17 protein-coding genes are annotated in these 17,415 nt (G+C 68.2%); 4 read left to right on the top strand and 13 right to left on the bottom strand.

The genetic code is table 11. The features are described 5' to 3' along the window. Nucleotides 1-93: 93 nt before the first annotated feature. The gene (locus K5L94_RS02130; RefSeq protein ID WP_053448657.1) at nt 94-1,266 is read right to left on the bottom strand and encodes an MFS transporter; all 1,173 of its coding nucleotides are present in this window, start codon (nt 1,264-1,266) and stop codon (nt 94-96) included. Next, on the bottom strand, nt 1,263-2,480 hold the full coding sequence (locus K5L94_RS02125) for an MFS transporter (RefSeq protein WP_274511922.1): 1,218 nt from the start codon (nt 2,478-2,480) through the stop codon (nt 1,263-1,265). Before K5L94_RS02125 ends, K5L94_RS02130 begins: the two co-directional genes overlap by 4 nt. 133 nt (nt 2,481-2,613) lie before the next feature. Here K5L94_RS02125 and K5L94_RS02120 point away from each other — a divergent pair, with 133 nt between their 5' ends. Together K5L94_RS02120 and K5L94_RS02115 are read left to right on the top strand one after the other, a co-directional pair. Then, nucleotides 2,614-3,201 (top strand): TetR/AcrR family transcriptional regulator, encoded by a 588-nt coding sequence (locus tag K5L94_RS02120; RefSeq protein WP_053448655.1) that lies wholly within the window; start codon nt 2,614-2,616, stop codon nt 3,199-3,201. Between the two features lie 355 nt (nt 3,202-3,556). Continuing rightward, nucleotides 3,557-4,171, top strand: coding sequence for a hypothetical protein (locus K5L94_RS02115; protein WP_004153965.1), 615 nt, complete (start codon nt 3,557-3,559; stop codon nt 4,169-4,171). Between the two features lie 39 nt (nt 4,172-4,210). Here K5L94_RS02115 and K5L94_RS02110 read toward each other — a convergent pair whose 3' ends face one another. From K5L94_RS02110 to K5L94_RS02070, 9 genes are all read right to left on the bottom strand, one after another. Then, nucleotides 4,211-4,555 carry a hypothetical protein gene (locus tag K5L94_RS02110; RefSeq protein WP_164242055.1) on the bottom strand — a complete coding sequence of 115 codons (345 nt, stop codon included), beginning with the start codon at nt 4,553-4,555 and terminating at the stop codon, nt 4,211-4,213. 18 nt (nt 4,556-4,573) lie between these two features. Further along, the gene (locus K5L94_RS02105) at nt 4,574-5,344 is read right to left on the bottom strand and encodes a LytR/AlgR family response regulator transcription factor (protein WP_274511921.1); all 771 of its coding nucleotides are present in this window, start codon (nt 5,342-5,344) and stop codon (nt 4,574-4,576) included. Continuing rightward, nucleotides 5,334-6,593, bottom strand: coding sequence for a sensor histidine kinase (locus K5L94_RS02100; protein WP_053448654.1), 1,260 nt, complete (start codon nt 6,591-6,593; stop codon nt 5,334-5,336). The genes K5L94_RS02105 and K5L94_RS02100 overlap by 11 nt, the downstream gene beginning before the upstream one ends. A 212-nt stretch (nt 6,594-6,805) precedes the next feature. Further along, nucleotides 6,806-8,455, bottom strand: a complete 1,650-nt coding sequence (locus K5L94_RS02095; protein ID WP_164086205.1) for a M28 family metallopeptidase — start codon at nt 8,453-8,455, stop codon at nt 6,806-6,808. 109 nt (nt 8,456-8,564) lie between these two features. Beyond that, nucleotides 8,565-9,851 carry an RNA polymerase sigma factor gene (locus K5L94_RS02090; RefSeq protein ID WP_274511920.1) on the bottom strand — a complete coding sequence of 429 codons (1,287 nt, stop codon included), beginning with the start codon at nt 9,849-9,851 and terminating at the stop codon, nt 8,565-8,567. 45 nt (nt 9,852-9,896) lie between these two features. Beyond that, entirely contained in the window at nt 9,897-10,253 is a 357-nt protein-coding gene (locus K5L94_RS02085; RefSeq protein WP_274511919.1) for a DUF1428 domain-containing protein, read from the bottom strand. Nucleotides 10,254-10,276: 23 nt separating this feature from the next. Further along, nucleotides 10,277-10,687 carry a VOC family protein gene (locus tag K5L94_RS02080; RefSeq protein WP_274511918.1) on the bottom strand — a complete coding sequence of 137 codons (411 nt, stop codon included), beginning with the start codon at nt 10,685-10,687 and terminating at the stop codon, nt 10,277-10,279. Between the two features lie 36 nt (nt 10,688-10,723). Further along, the gene (locus K5L94_RS02075; protein ID WP_008266068.1) at nt 10,724-11,146 is read right to left on the bottom strand and encodes a VOC family protein; all 423 of its coding nucleotides are present in this window, start codon (nt 11,144-11,146) and stop codon (nt 10,724-10,726) included. Between the two features lie 63 nt (nt 11,147-11,209). Further along, nucleotides 11,210-11,623 (bottom strand): YciI family protein, encoded by a 414-nt coding sequence (locus K5L94_RS02070; RefSeq protein WP_053448649.1) that lies wholly within the window; start codon nt 11,621-11,623, stop codon nt 11,210-11,212. 723 nt (nt 11,624-12,346) lie between these two features. Here K5L94_RS02070 and K5L94_RS02065 point away from each other — a divergent pair. Next, nucleotides 12,347-12,754, top strand: coding sequence for a YciI family protein (locus K5L94_RS02065; protein WP_053448648.1), 408 nt, complete (start codon nt 12,347-12,349; stop codon nt 12,752-12,754). Here K5L94_RS02065 and K5L94_RS02060 read toward each other — a convergent pair. After that, nucleotides 12,732-14,813, bottom strand: a complete 2,082-nt coding sequence (locus tag K5L94_RS02060) for an NHL repeat-containing protein (protein ID WP_053448647.1) — start codon at nt 14,811-14,813, stop codon at nt 12,732-12,734. The two genes, K5L94_RS02065 and K5L94_RS02060, sit on opposite strands and share 23 nt — an antisense overlap. A 165-nt stretch (nt 14,814-14,978) precedes the next feature. On the opposite strand from K5L94_RS02060, the gene K5L94_RS02055 reads away from it, so the two are divergent. Then, on the top strand, nt 14,979-16,499 hold the full coding sequence (locus K5L94_RS02055) for a tetratricopeptide repeat protein (RefSeq protein WP_053448646.1): 1,521 nt from the start codon (nt 14,979-14,981) through the stop codon (nt 16,497-16,499). Between the two features lie 7 nt (nt 16,500-16,506). Here the strand turns inward: K5L94_RS02055 and K5L94_RS02050 are convergent, their stop codons facing one another. Further along, nucleotides 16,507-17,283, bottom strand: a complete 777-nt coding sequence (locus K5L94_RS02050) for a lytic transglycosylase domain-containing protein (RefSeq protein WP_053448645.1) — start codon at nt 17,281-17,283, stop codon at nt 16,507-16,509. Nucleotides 17,284-17,415 lie beyond the last annotated feature (132 nt).

The raw sequence follows: 17,415 nt of genomic DNA, 5'->3' as shown, positions 1-17,415 counted from the left end.
GGCGCCGCAGGGCGCCCGTTTCATTTTCCGGCCTCGCTCTGGTGGGTGCCGACCTTGGTCGGCACGGGGCAGGAATCCACCCACGGTGTGAATCTACCTGCGGGTAGTGGCAACCATCAGCAGAGCGCTCGCAGCCAACACCGCCGCAGCCCACAGATTGGCGTGCAGCCCGGTGCTGTCCAGCAGCCTGCCTCCGACCCACGCCCCTGCTGCAATGCCGATGTTGAACACACCGACATACAACGCGGTGGCGATTTCCACGCCATGTGGCACCGCTTTCATCATCCAGCTCATCAGGCCGACCGACACACCGCCGTAGGCCAGCCCCCACAGCAGCAGCACCGTGATGCCTCCGGCCGGCGTGCCGCCCATCCACAGCAACAGCAGCGGCGTCAGCAGCAGGCCCGAGGCGATGGCCAGCAGCACGCCACGCGGATGGCGTGCGGCCAGTGGCCCGGCAACGAAGTTGCCGACGATGCCGGCCAGGCCATAGGCAAACAGCAGTCCGCCGATCCACGACGCCTGCACCCCCGATACGTCCATCAACAGCGGACGCACATAGGTAAACGCGATGAAGTGCCCGGCCACCAGCAGCAGGGTCAGCCACAAGCCCTGGCGCAGGCCACGATGGCCGAGCTGCTGCACGAACTGCATCGGCCGAACCGACCTCGCCACCGGCAACGCGGGAAGCACCGCAGGCTGCAGCAGCAGTATCGCCGCACTGAACAGCGCCATCGCTGCAAACGCACAGCGCCAGCCCAGCGCGTCGCCGATCAGTGCACCGAGCGGCACGCCCAGCACCGACGCCGCGGCCACGCCGCCGAAGATGATCGAGGTGGCCAGGCCCACGCGGTGCGCGGGCACCAGCCGTGCGGCCAATCCACCGGCGATGGCCCAGATGCCGCCCATGCAGAACCCGACCAGTACGCGCGCGGCCAGCAGCCAGCTGATGCTGGGCGCCAGCGCGGAGGCGATGTTGGCCACTGTCAGCAGGCCGAGCAGTGCACACAGGATGCGGCGGCGATCGATGCCACCGGCAGCGATCACCACCAGCGGTGCGAACAGCGCCGCCAGCAGGGCCGGCAGCGAGATCATCAGGCCGGCGGTACCGGTGGACGCGCCGAGCGCTTCGGCAATCGGGGTCAGCAGGCCGACCGGCAGCATCTCGGTGGTGACCACCGAGAACGTGGCCAGGCCAACCGCGCTGACGGCCCACCATGGATGGCGCACAGGGGGCACGGCATGCGCAGGCGAAGCAGCACTCACGGGACGACTCCTTCAGCGCAGAGAGAGGGAACAGGCCTGCGCAGCGCACGGCAGGCAGACAGCGCGACCAGCAGCACCACGGCGCCCGCCACCAGCGCGATCACGAAGCCGCTGCGCACGCCACCGGCATCGACGCTGTACCCGGACAGCGCCGCGCCCAGCGCAACGCCGATGTTCAATCCGGCCAGCAGCCAGGTCATGCCTTCGGTAAGCCGCGATGCGGGCACGCGCTGTTCGACCAGCGACATCGCCACGATCATCGTCGGCGCGAAGAACAGCCCGGCCAGCAGCACCGCCGCCGCCAACGCGGGCAGCGTGCCGGCCCACGGCAGTGGCAGCGTGGTCAGGGCGGTCGCCGCTGCCCCCAGCAGCAACAGCCGCGGCATCGGCACCTGCAGCTTCAACGCACCGAACAGCAGGCCGGCCGCGCAACTGCCCAGCGCATAGGCCGAGAGCACCGCACTGGCTGCCAGCGGCTGCCCGCGCTGCTCGGCGAACGCCACGCTGGTGATATCGACGGTGCCGACAATCACGCCCATCGCCAGCATCAGCAACGCCAGCAGGCGGATCTCCGCCTGCCGCAGCAGAGAACGCGAAGGCAGCCCGGCTTCTTCGCGCGATTGCAGCGGCGGCTCGGTGCCCCGTTGCAGCACCAGCGCAGCCACGCCCACCACCAGCAGCAGGGCCGCCACCAGCACGCCGGCCTGCGGCCACACCGCCACCGCCAGCCCCACCGACAGCGGTGGCCCGGCGATGAAAGTGACCTCGTCGAATACCGTCTCCAGCGAGTACGCGGTCTGCAACGCCGGGCGCCCGCGATGGATCGCGGTCCAGCGCGCGCGCACCATCGCCGACACGCTGGGCATGCAGCCGGCCAGCATCGCCGCGCCGAACAGCATCCCGTCCGGCGCCGCCATCACGGTGCAGGCCAGCAGCAACAGCAGGCCGGTCGCGCTGGCCGCGGCGGCCCACGGCAGCACCCGTGCCTGGCCGTACCGGTCGACCCAGCGTGACACCTGCGGCGACAGCAACGCGTAGGTCAGCACGAAGGTGGCCGACACCGCACCGGCCAGCGCATAGCTGCCGCGCAGCTGCGACAGCAGGGTGATGATGCCGATGCCGGTCATCGGCAGCGGCAGGCGGGCCAGCAACCCGGCCAGGGCAAGCCCGGCCGTGCCGGGCGCAGCGAACAGGTCGCGATAAGGGGTGGCCATCAGGATCTCCAGAGCGGCGGCTTGCCTGGCGCGCGGGGCGCCACGACAATACATACAGGGCGTATGAATAAGAGGCTACATTCATACGATCCGTATGTAAATAATCATACACTGCGTATGTAAGGAGCTCTGGATGGTCCGCCGTACCCGCGCCGAGATGGAAGAAACCCGCGCCAGCCTGCTGGCCACCGCCCGCCGAGTGTTCAGCGAGCACGGCTATGCCGCCACCTCGATGGATGACCTGACCGCCCAGGCCGGGCTCACCCGGGGTGCGCTCTATCACCACTTCGGCGACAAGAAGGGCCTGCTGGCGGCGGTGGTCGCCCAGCTCGACGCCGAGACCGACCTGCGCCTGCAGGCAATCAGCGAGCGTGCCGACGACGCCTGGGACGGCTTCGTGCAGCGCTGTCGCGCCTACCTGCAGATGGCGCTGGAACCGGAAATCCAGCGCCTGGTGCTGCGTGATGCGCGTGCAGTGCTGGGGGGCGCCTCGCCGGAATCGCAGCGGCACTGCGTGCAGTCGATGCAGCGCCTGATCGAACAGTTGATCGCCCAGGGCGTGGTGACGCCGGTGGATGCGCAGGCGCTGGCGTCGTTGATCTACGGCAGCCTGGCCGAGGCGGCGTTCTGGATTGCCGAAGGCGAGGATGGCGATGCGCGCCTGGCGCAGGCGACGGCCGCGCTGGAGATGCTGTTGCGTGGGTTGAAGCCGGCCGGGTAACGCCCCTGCTCGCAGGGCGTGGGTCTACGGTGCATACCCGCGTTGCCGGAGGCTGGCCGGGGTCGGCATCCACCCGCCGGGTTGCGCGGTCGGGCCCGATTCCGGGCGATCACCGCGCCGATGGCCGGTCTGCGTGCTCAGCCGCGGTTTCATGTGCGGCTGCAGCACGTTTCACCCTGCGACATCCTGTCGCAGGCTGTGACTGCGATGCTGCAATGCAGCAACATTCACCCATTCAGACAAAACCCTTACCGCGCTTGGCATTTCGCCCATTGCACGGCTCGCTGGAAGTGCTAGAACTGAACCCGCCACACCGTCCAATGCTGATCGACGCACGTTCCACAAGGAGCCAGCCATGATTGCTTTGTTCAAGGGTTTGGGACTACTGCTTCGCGACAACGAGCTCTACAGCAGCCCGTTCGAAAAACAGGTTGCGCACTGGCGCAGCCTCAGCGAGCAGCAGATCCGCGATGAAGTGGCTGTGCTGGCCCAGGCCAAGTGCCAGTGGCTGATCGCCTCGATCGTCGGCTGGCAGGCGGCCTCGCTGCTGATCCTCGGCCTGATCACCAACTACCTGTGGCGCGACGATTACCACATCACCTTCACCCGCGTGGTCGTGGTGTTCGGCTCGTGGATCTCGATCCTGTTCGTGATCTGGTTCATGGCCAACATGTTCGACCGCACGGCCGGCTTCGAGCGCTGGATGAAGGCCTTCAACAGCCGCGCCCGCATCAGTTCCAAGGCCGACAGCGTCGAGCACGTGGCCGAGGCGCTGGACCTGGCCGAACACTATCCGGAAGTGCTGGACTACAAGCAGGCGGTCACCGCCCGGCGCGAGCTGCGCCATGAGGACATCCGCATCATGACCGAGATCGGGCGTATGAAGCAGCACTCCGAACTGGTCGGACGCCTCAACCATGTCGGCGAGAACGAGCATCACCACGACCTGACGCTGCAGCCAGCCTACTGACCCTTCTGGAAAGCGGGGGGACCCACAATGCCACCGTGATCACTCACGGTGGCATTGTTCTATCGGGTCCTGGCTGACGCACTGGCGGAAGCCCTTGGGCAGGTCGCGCATCGCTTCGGTCTTGCCCACCGCCACCGCGAACCGGCGCAGCGGCGGCCTGGCGCAGGCCGCATCGGTGCTGCAGGCCGGGTCCAGCACCACATAGTGGCACTGGCCGCTGCGGCTGGCGATGCACTGGAACCGCGCTTGACCCTCGACCACGGTGCCCTTGCTGTACAGCGTGTCCACGCCGTTGGCCTGGGTACGGGTGATCGAGGTGGTGCTGGATTTCTCGCAGCCGCCCAGTGACAGCGCAGCGACGCAGGCAAGCAGGAACAGGCGCATGGTGCCTCCAGGGTGCGGTTACATGCCGCGGAACAGGCTCATGAACGGTTGGCTGACCACCAGGGTTTCCGCACGCTGGCGCAAGCGCAGCACGCCGCGCCCGGTATCGTCGCGGCTCACCGCTGCCACCGCTTTCATGTTGACGATGGTGGAGCGGTGGATCTGGCGGAAATGCTGTGGATCGAGCACATCCAGCAGCTCGCGCAACGGCGTGCGCAGCAGGCTTTCGCCAGCGGCGGTGACCACGGTGGTGTACTTGTTGTCGGCGCGGAAGTAGGCCACGTCCTCGAGCATGATCAGCTGCGTCTCGCGGCCATTGCTGGCGGTGATCCAGGCCAGTGGCGGACGCTCCGCGCCTGCCTGCGATGGGCCCAATCGCTGCAGCAGGCGCTCCAGCACGGCATCGTCCTGCCGCGTCGATGGCAGCCGCGACAGAATGCGCTCGCGGGTCGCCAGCAACCGCTCGTCGCTGACCGGCTTCAGCAGGTAATCCATCGCGCCCTGCTCGAAGGCGTCGATGGCGTATTGATCGTAGGCGGTCACGAACACCACCTGGGTACGCGGGCTCAGCTCGGACAACGCGCGCGCCACTTCGATGCCACTGATGCCGGGCATGCGGATGTCGAGGAAGGCGATGTCCGGCTGCTTCTCGGCCAGCTGCTCCAGCGCCGTGGCACCGTCCTCGCACTCGGCCACCAGCTTCAGCTCCGGCCACAGGCGGCCCAGCTGCTCCACCAGCGATTGCCGCAGCAGTTCCTCGTCTTCGGCGATCAGTGCTTCAAGCGGCATGGCTGCGCTCCTTGCCCGACTGCGGCAGGGTCATGGTCGCGGCGACGCCGCTGGGGAAGTTGGCGACGATCGCCACGCCGGCCTGCTCACCGCAGGTCAGGCGCAGGCGCTCGCGCAGGTTCTTCAGTCCGATGCCGGTGCCGCTGGTGCCCTGGCCGAAGCCAAGGCCATCGTCGGCCACGGTCACGGTGACATGGTCGTCGAAGCCGCGCGCCAGGATCCAGATCGTGCCACCGCCGGGCTTCGGTTCCAGCCCGTGCTTGATGGCGTTCTCCACCAGCGTCTGCAGCGCCATCGCCGGCAGGTGCACGCCATGCAGTTCAGTGGGCACCTGCACCTCCACCGACAAGCGTGCCCCCATGCGGATGCGCAGGATTTCCAGATAGGCGCGGGTGCGTTCCAGCTCCACGCCCAGCGTGGATACCGATTCATCCACCTGCGGCAGCGAACTGCGCAGGTACTGGATCAGGTGGCCGAGCATCTGCTCGGCACGCGCCGGGTCGGTGCGGGTCAGCACCTGGGCATTGGCCAGCGAGTTGTAGAGGAAATGCGGTTCGACCTGCGCGTGCAGCAGGTTCAAGCGCGCCACCGACAGTTCCTTCTCGACCTGGGTCTGTTCGGCGGCCGCCTGCTCGTCGCGGCGCTGGTCGGCAACCCGCCGGCTGATCGCGCGGGTGACCGCTTCAGCATTCTCGTAGTTGCTGCCCTCGTCCAGTGCCAGCAGGTCGGCCCACCAACCGGCATCGGGCTCGAACAGCAGGGTGACGGTGCTGGTGCCCTGGCCCGGGGTGACCGTGGCCAGCACGCTGTTGCGCTTGATCGCCAGCCGCGCCGGCAGGTTCCAGCGCGACGGCTGGCGGCCGTTCCACAGATCGACGCGGCGCACATAGGCGCGCACCTGCAGGCTGCCTGCCGAGCTTTCCACCTCTTCCACCCGCGGCAGTTCGCCAACGGCCGCCTCGACCACCGCGAACGCATGGCCGGCATCCATCGGCAGTTCGATCTGCCGGCGCTGGCGCCCCGACAGGGTGGCGCCATCGAGGCGACCGGCCACCAGCCAGACCCGCCGCACATGGGTCACCGCACTGCCCAGCGCGGAGATCATCAGGAACATCACCAGCAGCCCGAACACCCAGCCGGGGCCATCGTTCATGCCGCTGAAAATGCCGCTCCAGACCATGCCGGCCACGAACAGTGCCGCGGCCCAGGCGAGCAGGTGACGAAGGATGAGGGAGAGGCTGGCGAACACGGCGGCGCCTTGGAGGAAGGGGGTGAGCCGAGCATAGGGCGGCCCGCTGGGCAAACAAGCGGGTTGCGACGAAGGGCCTGAAAGCGGGGATGGAAGCCGTTCTGGTAGAGCCGGCCGCTGGCCGGCTCCCCACGACCTCCGCAAGCATCACAAGGTTGCCGGCCAGCGGCCGGCACGACCCGGGAGGCGCCGGGCGAACCCGGCGCCCTCCCTTACTTGCGCTGGTCGGCGCTGGCGTCACGCACGGCGCGGAACGACTCGTCCTTGCTCCAGTTCGGCCAACTGCGCGAGTTGGCCAGCTGGTCGCCCAGGGTATACAGCACTTCCAGGTCGCGGGCCGCGCCGGCGAACACCCAGTCCGGCTGCCATTCGTCGCCCTGCTGGTGGTAGCGCTTGGCGGTATAGTCTTCCGAGGCCTTCTTGCCTGCGGCCACGCCGCCGTCCACCCAGTCCTGGCCGGCCGACCACGACAGTGCCGGCACGCCGCGCTTGGCGAACGGGAAGTGATCGGAACGGAAGAACAGGCCTGCTTCCGGCTTCGGGTCCGGGGTGTAGCGGATGTCCCAGCCCTTGGCCACGTCCTTCAGCTGGTCCAGCAGCTCGAAGCGCGCCGCACCGTAGATGCCGAAATCACGCGACGGTCCGAACGGCGCCATGCCGTCCATGTTGATCACCGCCACGGTCTTTTCCAGCGGGTACAGCGGATGGGTGGCGTAGTACTCTGAACCCAGCAGGCCCTTCTCCTCGGCGGTGACCGCCAGGAACAGCACCGAACGCTGCGGGCGCTTGGCCTTGGCGAAACCGCGCGCCAGCTCGACCAGCGAGGCGGTACCGCTGGCATTGTCCAGCGCACCGTTGAAGATGCGGTCACCGCGCGCATCCGGCTCGCCCACACCGATGTGGTCCCAGTGCGCGCTGTAGATGATCGTCTCGTCCGGATGGCGGCTGCCTTCCAGGCGCGCGGCCACATTGTGCGAGGTGATCACTTCGGTCTTCACCGCGTACTTCGCATCCAGGCTGGCGCCGGTCAGCGGCACCGGGGTGAAGTCGCGCTGCTGCGCCTTCTTCTTCAGCGCATCGAAGTCCTGCCCGGCCGAGCGGAACAGCTCCACGGCCAGGTCGCGCTGGATCCAGCCTTCCAGCAGCGGATGGCTCTCGGCCGGGTTGTCACGCACCACGTCGAACATGGTGTTGGTGTTGGAGCCGGCCACGGTGGCCCAGCCGTACGAGGCCGGCGCGGTCTCGTGCACGATCAGCACTCCCAGCGCGCCCTGACGGGCGCCCTCCTCGTACTTGTAGGTCCAACGACCGTAATAGGTCATGCCCTTGCCGTCGAAGTCGCCCTGCCCGGTCTCGAAGTCCGGGTCGTTGATCAGCACCACGGCGATCTTGCCCTTCAGGTCGACGCCCTTGAAGTCGTCCCAGTTGCGCTCCGGTGCCTTCACGCCATAACCGAGGAACACCAGTGGCGCCTTGCTGATATCAACGTTGCTGGCGCCATTCATCGCGGCACGCACGGCGATCTGCTTGCCCTGTTCCAGCGGCAGGGTCTTGCTGCCCTGGTGCAGGGCCAGCTGCGGTGCGCCGACGATGTCGCCCTTGCGCAGCGGCACGGCCTGGGTCCACAGGCGCTTGCCGTCCTTGAGGTCGCCGCCGGGCTGCAGGCCGGCATCGGCGAACTGCTTGCTGAGGTAGGCGACGGTCTTCTCTTCGCCGGCAGTGGCCGGCGAGCGGCCCTCGTAGGCGTCGGAGGCCAGTTCCTTGACGTCGGCGGAGATCCGCGCGCCATCGAATTTCGGCGTGGCCGCCATCAGTGCGCTCGACACCGACAGGGCCAGCACGCCCAGTACTACTCGTTTCATTGCTCTCTCCAGCAGGGAAATCTCTCTGGAGTGTAATGGGATTCGGCAGCGCTGCGCCCCGCCTTTGGTAGGTGTCGACCTTGGTCGACACGCCACGCCATGCATGGGGTCAGATCCCGTTCCTGTCAGAAGAGAGCGCTGACCCCGATCGCTGGGCGCGCAACAGCAGCAGCTCGCGCTCGCGGGCGTTGCCGGTCAGCGCGGCGGCGGCGGCGAAGGCCGCGCGCGCGTCATCGGCCCGGCCCAGCTGCTGCAGCAGGTCACCACGCACCACCTGCAAGGGCGCATAGCCCTGCAACCGCGCATCGGCCAGCAAAGGTTGCAACAGCGCCCAGGCCGCAAACGCGCCGTCGCTGCGCGACACCGCCACCACCCGGTTGAGGGCCACGACCGGCGACGGCATCACCTGCAGCAACTGCGCATACAGTGCAGCGATGCGCGCCCAGTCGGTATCTTCGGCGCGGCGTGCGGCGGCATGACAGGCCGCGATGCGCGCCTGCAGCACGTACGGGTCCTGGCCGCCACCGGCCGTCAGTGCGCGTGCCAGTGCCTGCTGGCCGCGCTCGATCTGCAGCCAGTCCCAGCGTGCGCGGTTCTGCTGGTCCAGCAGCACGGGCGTACCCTGCGCATCGGTCCGCGCGGCCGCGCGCGAGGCCTGCAGTTCCATCAACGCCAGCAGGCCCAGCACCGGCGGCACCGGCAACCGGTGCGCCAGGATGCGCGCCAGCCGCAGCGCTTCCTCGCACAGTGCCGGGCGCATCCAGTCATCACCGGCACTGGCCGCATAGCCTTCGTTGAACACCAGATAGATCGCCTCCAGCACCGAGGCCAAGCGCTCAGGCATCGCCTCCGCGCGCGGCACCTCGTAGGGCACCTGCTTCTGCGCCAGGGTGCGCTTGGCGCGCACGATGCGCTGGGCGATGGTCGGTTCCGGCTGCAGGAAGCCGCGGGCGATCTCGGTGGTGGTCAGGCCGCCGAGCAGGCGCAGGGTCAGCGCGACCCGCGCATCGGCGGGCAGCACCGGATGGCAGGCCACGAACATCAGCCGCAGTAGATCGTCACCCAGGTCATCTTCCAGCGCCTGGCTGTCATCCGGTGCCGGAAGCGCCGCCGGATGCAGTTCCTCGCCCCACTGCGCATGCTGCTGCGCCACCCGCTGGTGCTGGCGCAGCACATCGATGGCACGGTTGCGCGCAGTGGTCATCAGCCAGGCTCCGGGGTTGTCCGGGATGCCCTGCTCCGGCCAGCGCTCCAGCGCGGCCAGCCAGGTGTCCTGGGCCAGCTCCTCGGCGCGACCCACATCGCCCCCGAGCAACCGCGCCAGGCGCGCGATCAACACCGGCGACTCCATCCGCCAGAGGGTTTCAAAGCGCTGCGTCAGTGCGGGATCAGGCATGCAGCGATCACAGCACGCACGCCCGGCCCGCACAAGCGCCGTGGCTCACGCTTCAACGATGGGCTTGAAGCCGCCCCAGAACATACGCCGGGTATCGAACGGCATGTCCTTCGGGCCCAGCGACGCCAGCCTAGGGTCGGCCATCACCTTTGCGTTGATGCGGTCGCGCGCCGCCCGAGAGCGGAACACCACGAAGGCCACGATCACCGTTTCACCGGGTTTGGCCTTGACCGCACGCGGGAACGAGGTGCTCTTGCCCGGTTCCACATCGTCGGCCACGCATTCCATGTACTGCAGCGCGCCATGCTCCTTCCACACCGCACCGGCCTTGCGGGCAAGGCGGCGGTAGGCCGCCACCTTGTCCTGCGGGCACGGCAGCACGTAGGCATCCACGTAAGCCATGAGGGTTCTCCCTGCGGCGGCCGTCAGCCCGGCTCGCCGTCCATGTGTGCGATTTCCCAGAGATGGCCATCCAGGTCCTGGAAGCCGCGCTGGTACATGAAACCGTAGTCACGCGCCGGCTGCGGTTCGCTGGCGCCGGCGGCGAGTGCCTTGTCCACCATCACGTCCACCGCCTTGCGGCTGTCGGCCGACAGGCAGGTGATCACCTCGGTCTGACTGTGCGCATCGGCAATCGCCTTGTTGGTGAACTGCTTGAAGAACGGCTGGGTCAGCAGCATCACGAAGATGCTCTCGCTGATCACCATGCAGGCCGCATCGTCGTTGGTGAAGGTCGGGTTGAAGCTGTAGCCCAACGCGGCGAAGAAGGCCTTGGACGCATTCAGATCCTGCACGGGCAGGTTGACGAAGATCATCTGCGGTTGCGGTGCACTCATCGGTGAAGCTCCTTGTGGAGGGAAGAAAGGCCGGGATCAGGGCTGCTTCATGCAGTTGACCATCCACGGCTTGCCGTAGCGATCGATCAACATGCCCCAGCGATGCGCCCAGAACGTTTCGGCAATCGGCATCTGTACCTGGCCCCCCTCGGCCAGCGCCGCGAACACGCGCTCGGCCTCTTCGATGCTGTCGACGTCGACGTTGATGGTGGTCGAGCCGCCCTCGCCACCGCCCGGGCCGTCGGCGGCCATTACGATCGCGTTGCCGATCTCCAGCTGGCTGTGCGCGACGTGATCCAGGGTTTCCGGCGGCATCTCGTTGCAACCCGGCGAGCCATCGGACGGCGGCATGTCGCGGTACTTCATCTCCGAAGTGACCTGGCCACCGAGTGCCTTGGCATAGAACGCCATCGCATCGTGGGCCTGGCCGCTGAAGCCGAGGAAGGGAATCAGTCTCATGGCATTGCTCCGTTGATTGATACAGGGTGTTGCCAGGCCGCGCCCGGCGTGGAGTGAGTCGGGTCAGCCTTCCAGCTGTGCACGCAGACGCTGTTCCTGCTGCTGTAAGTCGGGGGTGAAGGCTTCACCGAAGTCTTCGGCGGAGATCAGGGGGCGCAGTTCCAGCGTGCCGCCGCTGCCGAACGGCGCACGGCTGGCCCACTCGACGGCCTCGTCCAGCGAGCGCACGTCCCACAGCCAGAACCCGGCGATCTGTTGGCTGGCGGGACCGAATGGACCGGCCTCGACCGTGGGTGCCGTGCCACCGAAGTGAATGCGGCGACCGCGTTGGGTGGCATGCAGGCCTTCACCGGCCAGCATGATGCCGGCGGCCACCAGTTGTTCGTTGAAGGCGCCCATTTCGGACAGCTCCTGCTGGCTGGGCATGCGGCCGGCTTCGGAGTCGGCGTTGGCCTTCACGATCACCATCACTTTCATTGCTGTCTCCCGTGGGGACGCGTGGTGCGTGCCCTTCACTGGTTACAACGAACCAGGGCGCAGGGAATCGACACGTCTTCTGAAAATTATTTCTTCCGCGGGAAGCGCGCCTTCGGCGGGAGCCGGCGAACGGCGGAGCCCCTCCGTGGTGGGGTGGGAGGGTCGCTGGAAGCTCCGGCTCATGGGTTTGGCCGGGTGGGTAGGCGGGTCGGGGGACGCCGTAAACCCATCCTTGGGGGCTTGGCCGCGGCATCCATGCCGCGGACACCCCCGCCCCGCCTACCCACCCGGCCACGGACAGGTTCCTGTCTCCGTTCCACCACGGGAAGATCAAGAGAAAAAGGCAAAAGCAACAGCAACAGCAACAGCGGTTGGCTGGCGGCCTCGGCTTTGCGAGCGAAGCGACCCGCTTTTGCTCTTGTTGTTGATTTTCCGTGGTGGTTCGGCGACCGGAATCTGTCAGGGGTCGGGCGGGTGGGGTTGGCGGGGTATCCGCGCCATGGATGGCGCGGCTAAGCCCCCAGGGACGGGTTCACGGCGTCCCCGCCAATCCCACCCGCCCGACCCACCCTCTGAAACCCTGCTTTCAGCGACCCACCCACCCCACCACGGAGGGGCCTCGCCGTTCGCCGATCCCCGCCGAAGGCGCGCCTCCCGCGCTGCAACATGCCCACGCGCAATCCTGCGCCATCATGGGCACCCCGCCCGCGCCAGGACCGTGCCATGCAGCAGTACCTGCTTCTGATCTACATCGAGCCTGCCCTGCTGCAGGCGCTGCCCACCGAAGAATTCAACGCGCTGATGCGCGACTGCCTCGCCCACGCCGACAAACTGCAGGCCGAAGGCACGCTGCTGGCCGCGCAGAAGCTGCAGCCGGTCGATACCGCGCAGACCCTGCGCGTGCGCGAGGGGCACAGCCGCGTGCTGGATGGCCCGTTTGCCGAAACCCGCGAACTGCTGGCCGGCTTCAACCTGATCGTGGCGCGCGACCGCGATGAAGCCATGCGCATCGCCCGCGAGTTCCCGTGGGCACGCTTCGGCAGCATCGAGGTGCGTCCACTCGAAGACATGGACGCCGAGCGCGAACGCTGCGGCGCCCCCGCCGCCGCTATGGCAGCAGCCGTACCCTGATCTCGCGCGGGCCGATGCCTTCGTTGCCGCTGTAGTCGCGCACGCTGGCACGCACGATGTACTCGCCCGGCGGCAGCGCCGCTGGCTGCCAGCGGCCGGTTTCCATGAGGCCGTCACGCACGGTGTTGGTGGCCAGGTAACGGAACCGGGTCACCGCGCTGCCATGCACGGTGATGCCACTGTCCGGTGCATAGGCCACGCGCACCGCTTCCTTCTGCGGCGGCATGCGGTTGAACACGATGTTCCAGCGCGGCTGCTCGTAACCCTGCAGCGGCTGTCCAGCGCCATCGAGGATCTGGTAGCCCACCTGGTACATGCCCAGTCGGCGGCGCGGCAGGTTGTTGTCGACCTGGTCCCAGGCCTCGACCACGATCTGCACGCCGCGACCCTGGCGCGCCACCATCACCACGCCATCGCCACCTGCGGCCATCGGCTGGTCGTTGTCGTCCAGCAGGGCCACATCGGTGATGCGCGGTGCGAAGTGATCGGCGTAGTTGCGGAAGCCCAGCGCCACCGCGTTGGTCTCGAAGCCACCGTTACCCACCGCCAGGTGCACGTGCGCCTGGTTGTTGATGCTGCCCAGGCGATCACCCACGTGGATGCGCATGCCACGTCGCACGCGCATCCGCTGCAGCGTGCCCTGCTCGTCGTACAGCGCCTGCCAGCGCGCGTCGAACGGTGCATCGCGAGGCGTGCGGCCGACCCGCATGTGGATGTACTTGAGGCGATCCACCGACAGGCCTTCGGCCTGCTCGCCCAGGCTCCAGGCGGCCATCGGGCTGCTGACCTTGCCCTCGGCGATCGCCAGCACGGTCTGCCCGACATCGCCGCGCACATCGAAGCCGCCGTGCAGGTGGTGGCGGCTCTCGCCTTTGAAGTTGCCGCGCACCTCGCCCAGCGTGCCGACCACTTCGTGCCAACCGTCCTGCGGTGCCAGCGGCCAGCGCCCGCCGGTGTCCGGCAGCGCGGCATCGGCGGCGGGGCCGACCAGCGCCGGCGCCGGCAGGTCCCCCACCGGCAGCGGACGCAGCCGGTGCAGGCGGTAGCTGGCGGCGTCGGCCACCAGCACACTGCCATCGGCATCCATCGCCAACCCGCTGGGGCGGGCCAGGCGCGGCAGGCGGCCGTTGCCCACCAGCGCGATCTGATGGCCCTGCGGTGTCACCTGCACGATCCGGCCATCCATATCCCCCACGTACAGCACGCCGTCGTGGGTGGTGGCCAACGACAGCGGCCCGTTGATCACCCCACCGGCAGCCACCACCGTGCTGACCGTGCCATCGGGGCCGACGCGGCGCACCGCATTGTTGAACAGGTCGGCCACCAGCAGTGCGCCCTGCGCGTCGAAGGCCAGTGCCACCGGCGTATCGAAGCGCGCCGCCTCGCCCACGCCATCGGCCAGCCCCGGGCGCTCACCGCCGGCCAGCGTACGCACGCTGCCATCGGTGCCGATCACCCGGATGCGATCGTTGAACGTATCAGCCACGTAGACCTGGCCCTGCGCATCCACTGCGATGCCCATCGGTGCATCGAAGCGCGCCTGCGCGACCGGTCCATCGGCATGGCCCTGCTCGCCCCCGGCCAGCGTGGTCACCTGGCCGTCAATGCCGATGCGGCGGATCGCATGGTTGCCGGTATCGGCCACATACAGGTTGCCCTGCGCATCGGCGGCAATGCCGGAAGGGGTGTTGAAGCTGGCCTGCAACGCCGGGCCATCGATGCGCCCTTCGCCCTGCCCGGCCACGGTTTCGACACGGCCATCGGGCAGGCGGCGGCGGATGCGGTTGTTGTCACCGGCATCGGTGAAGTACACGCTGCCATCGGCGCCGCGCAGCAATGCATAGGGATCGGCAAAGCGGGCCTGTGCCGAGGCGCCGTCACGATCACCCGGATGGCCATCGCCGGCCAACGGCTCGATCTGTGCGGTCCAGGCCAACAGCGTGGGCGCCGGGCCTGCCGGTTCAGCCAGCGTATGCAACGGCGTCTCCCACCAGGTTGCAGCCAATGCCACTGCGGTTGCCACTGCCACGCCTGCTGCCATCCATTGCCACCGTGCCATCGCGCTGCGCTGCCTGCCTGTTGCCTGAAGAGGCACCGACAATAGACGCTGTGCAGGCGATCCGCCACGGCCAATCGTACCGGCGGGCGCCAGAGTTCCATGCATCGCGCTTGTTCTCGCTGGCGGCAGCGGTTTCAATGTTGTCCCCACGGATGGAGATCCTCCATGCCCCGCACCCTCCCTCTCGCCGCCGTGCTGCTGGCCGCACTGGCAGGCACCCCGGCTTCGGCCTCGATCACCGTGGCGCCGCAGAAGCCGTCGGTCACTAGCGATGCCGTGCACATGGCCTACGCCAAGCGCTGGGATGACGCGATCGAGCAATCGCGCAGTGGCAACACACTGGGTGCGCTGATCACGATGGAACAGCTGATGGAGGATCCGCTGCTGGATGACTTCGACGCCGAACGCCAAGGCCGTGCCTCGCAGGTGGCCGGCTGGACGGCGATGGTGCAGAAGAAGCCGGTCCAGGCCCGCCGCTACCTGCAGCGCGCCGTGGACGCATTGCCGGACGACGCGCAGATCCTGCTGACCCTGGTCTCGCTCGAACTGTCCGAGAGCCAGCCCGCACCGGCCACGAAGTACCTGGTGCGGGCGCTGAAGCATGCCGACGCGCCGCTGCCGCTGCAGAACGACACCGTCAGGTACCTGCAGTACCGCCTGCGCGACCAGCCGCAACAACGCATGGAACTGCTGCAGGCGCTGTTCGACAACGGCTGGAAGAGTGGCGGCCTGGAACCGACCGGCATGTGGCTGGCACTGGCCACGTTGCAGGCCGAGAACGGCCGTAGCGATGACGTCCCGGCAACTCTGGCCCGTATCAAGGGCCCCGCCGAGATCATCCGGCTGCGCAGCGACAAGCGCTTCGACCGCTATGTCGACCGCAGCGATCCACACTTTGATCCGGTGCAGGCCGCGCAGAAGCATCTGGACGAACTGCGTGTGTCGGGCCTGCTCGATCGCGCACTGGACGCGCGCATGGCCGAATTCAGCAGCACGCTGCTGATGCTGGACCGCAACGAGGAAGTGCTGGCGCTGACCGACGGCATGGCCCGTGCGGCCGCCGCAGGTGAGTCGCCTTCGGCCACCGACGCCGAATGGGTGGGGTGGCTGCTCAACAGCCGGCTTACGGCACTGCGCCGGCTGGGCCGGCTCGACGACGCACTGGCGACCGCGCAGCAGGCCACGCGCATCGGTGCACTCGGTCCCAACAGCATCGAGCACCAGTTGAACATCGGCTTCCTGTTCATCTCGCTGGGTCGCCCGCAGGAGGCGGCGCAGGCGGTGCAGGGCATCCAGGGTCTGGCCGGCTATGGCAAAGCCGCACAGGCGCTGGTGCAGTTCGCCGCCGCCCGCGGCCAGGGCGATACCCGCGCAATGGAGGCCGCACGCGAGGTGATCCTCGCCCAGCGCGACGATGCCCCGCTGTTCCATCGCGAGATGCTGCTGGAGCAGGGTGACCTGGACGGCGCGGCTGCGGTGCTGATCGAACAGCTGCGCTCGCCGGTCGACCGCGGCGAGACCCTGGCCAGCCTGCAGGACATGCGCACCTATCCGTCGCTGCCCGGCGATGTGCGCATCGATGCGGCATGGCGTGCGCTCAAGCAGCGTGCCGACGTGCAGGCCGAGGTCGCACGCGTCGGCCGCATCGAGCGCTACGCGCTGGTCAGCAGCGGCACCTCGCGCTGAGCAGCGCCTAGCGCGCCGGTACCTCGGTACGGATGCCCATCGCTTCGCGGTAGCGCGCGTACAGCGCCATCACCTTGTCCACATAGGCCAGGGTTTCGGCATACGGCGGGACGCCCTTGTAGCGGGTGACCGCCCCGATGCCGGCGTTGTAGGCGGCCGCCGCCAGCGGCCGGTCGCCGTTGTAGCGGCGCAGCAGCGCGCGCATGTAGCGGGCGCCACCATCAATCGACTGCTGCGGCGAGAACGGATCACGCACGCCGTACTCCTGCGCGGTATCGGGCATCAGCTGCATCACGCCCTGTGCGCCCTTGGTCGACACCGCCAGCGCATCGAAGTTGCTTTCGGCATGGGCAATCGCACGCAGCCACGCATCGTCGACGCCGGTGGCCTTGGCGGCGGCCTTGAACTGCCTGGCGTGCTGCGCCAGCTGGGGCTTGCCGACCTTGCCCAGGCCCTCATGGGCCGGCTCGCCCGGCGGCGTGGCCACGGTGAATTTCAGGAACACCCGCGAGCCGGGCAGGTTGCGGGTCGAGTAGACCAGCGCACCGTCCTGCTCGCGCTCGTACAGCACACCGCTGAACACGCCCATGTTGCCCCACAGGTTCGGGGTCTGGATGGCGTTGTCGTCGATTTCCTTCGGCGTGCAGCGCGAACCCGGTTCCGGTGCGGTGGCCAGACTGACGGTGTTGCCCTGCACGCAGCGGTAGACCGTGCGCGCGCTGGCCGGCCCGGGCCACAGGCCGGGCAGCAGCAACAGCGCGAGCAGGAGCGGGCGACAGGACATGGCGGCCGGATGATCCGGCCGCGCCCGCTAATGTTGGGTGAATGGGGGTCGGCAGGGCTGCGCCCTGCACCTGCGGTAGTGCCGGCCGCTGGCCGGCAACCTCAACAGCAACGGCAACGGCCGTTGCTGAGC

The sequence above is a fragment of the Stenotrophomonas forensis genome (assembly GCF_028752115.1).
Classification (GTDB): Bacteria; Pseudomonadota; Gammaproteobacteria; order Xanthomonadales; family Xanthomonadaceae; genus Stenotrophomonas; species Stenotrophomonas forensis.
The sequence above is the reverse complement of the archived record's forward strand: the minus strand, read 5'-3'. Positions and strand labels throughout refer to the sequence as shown.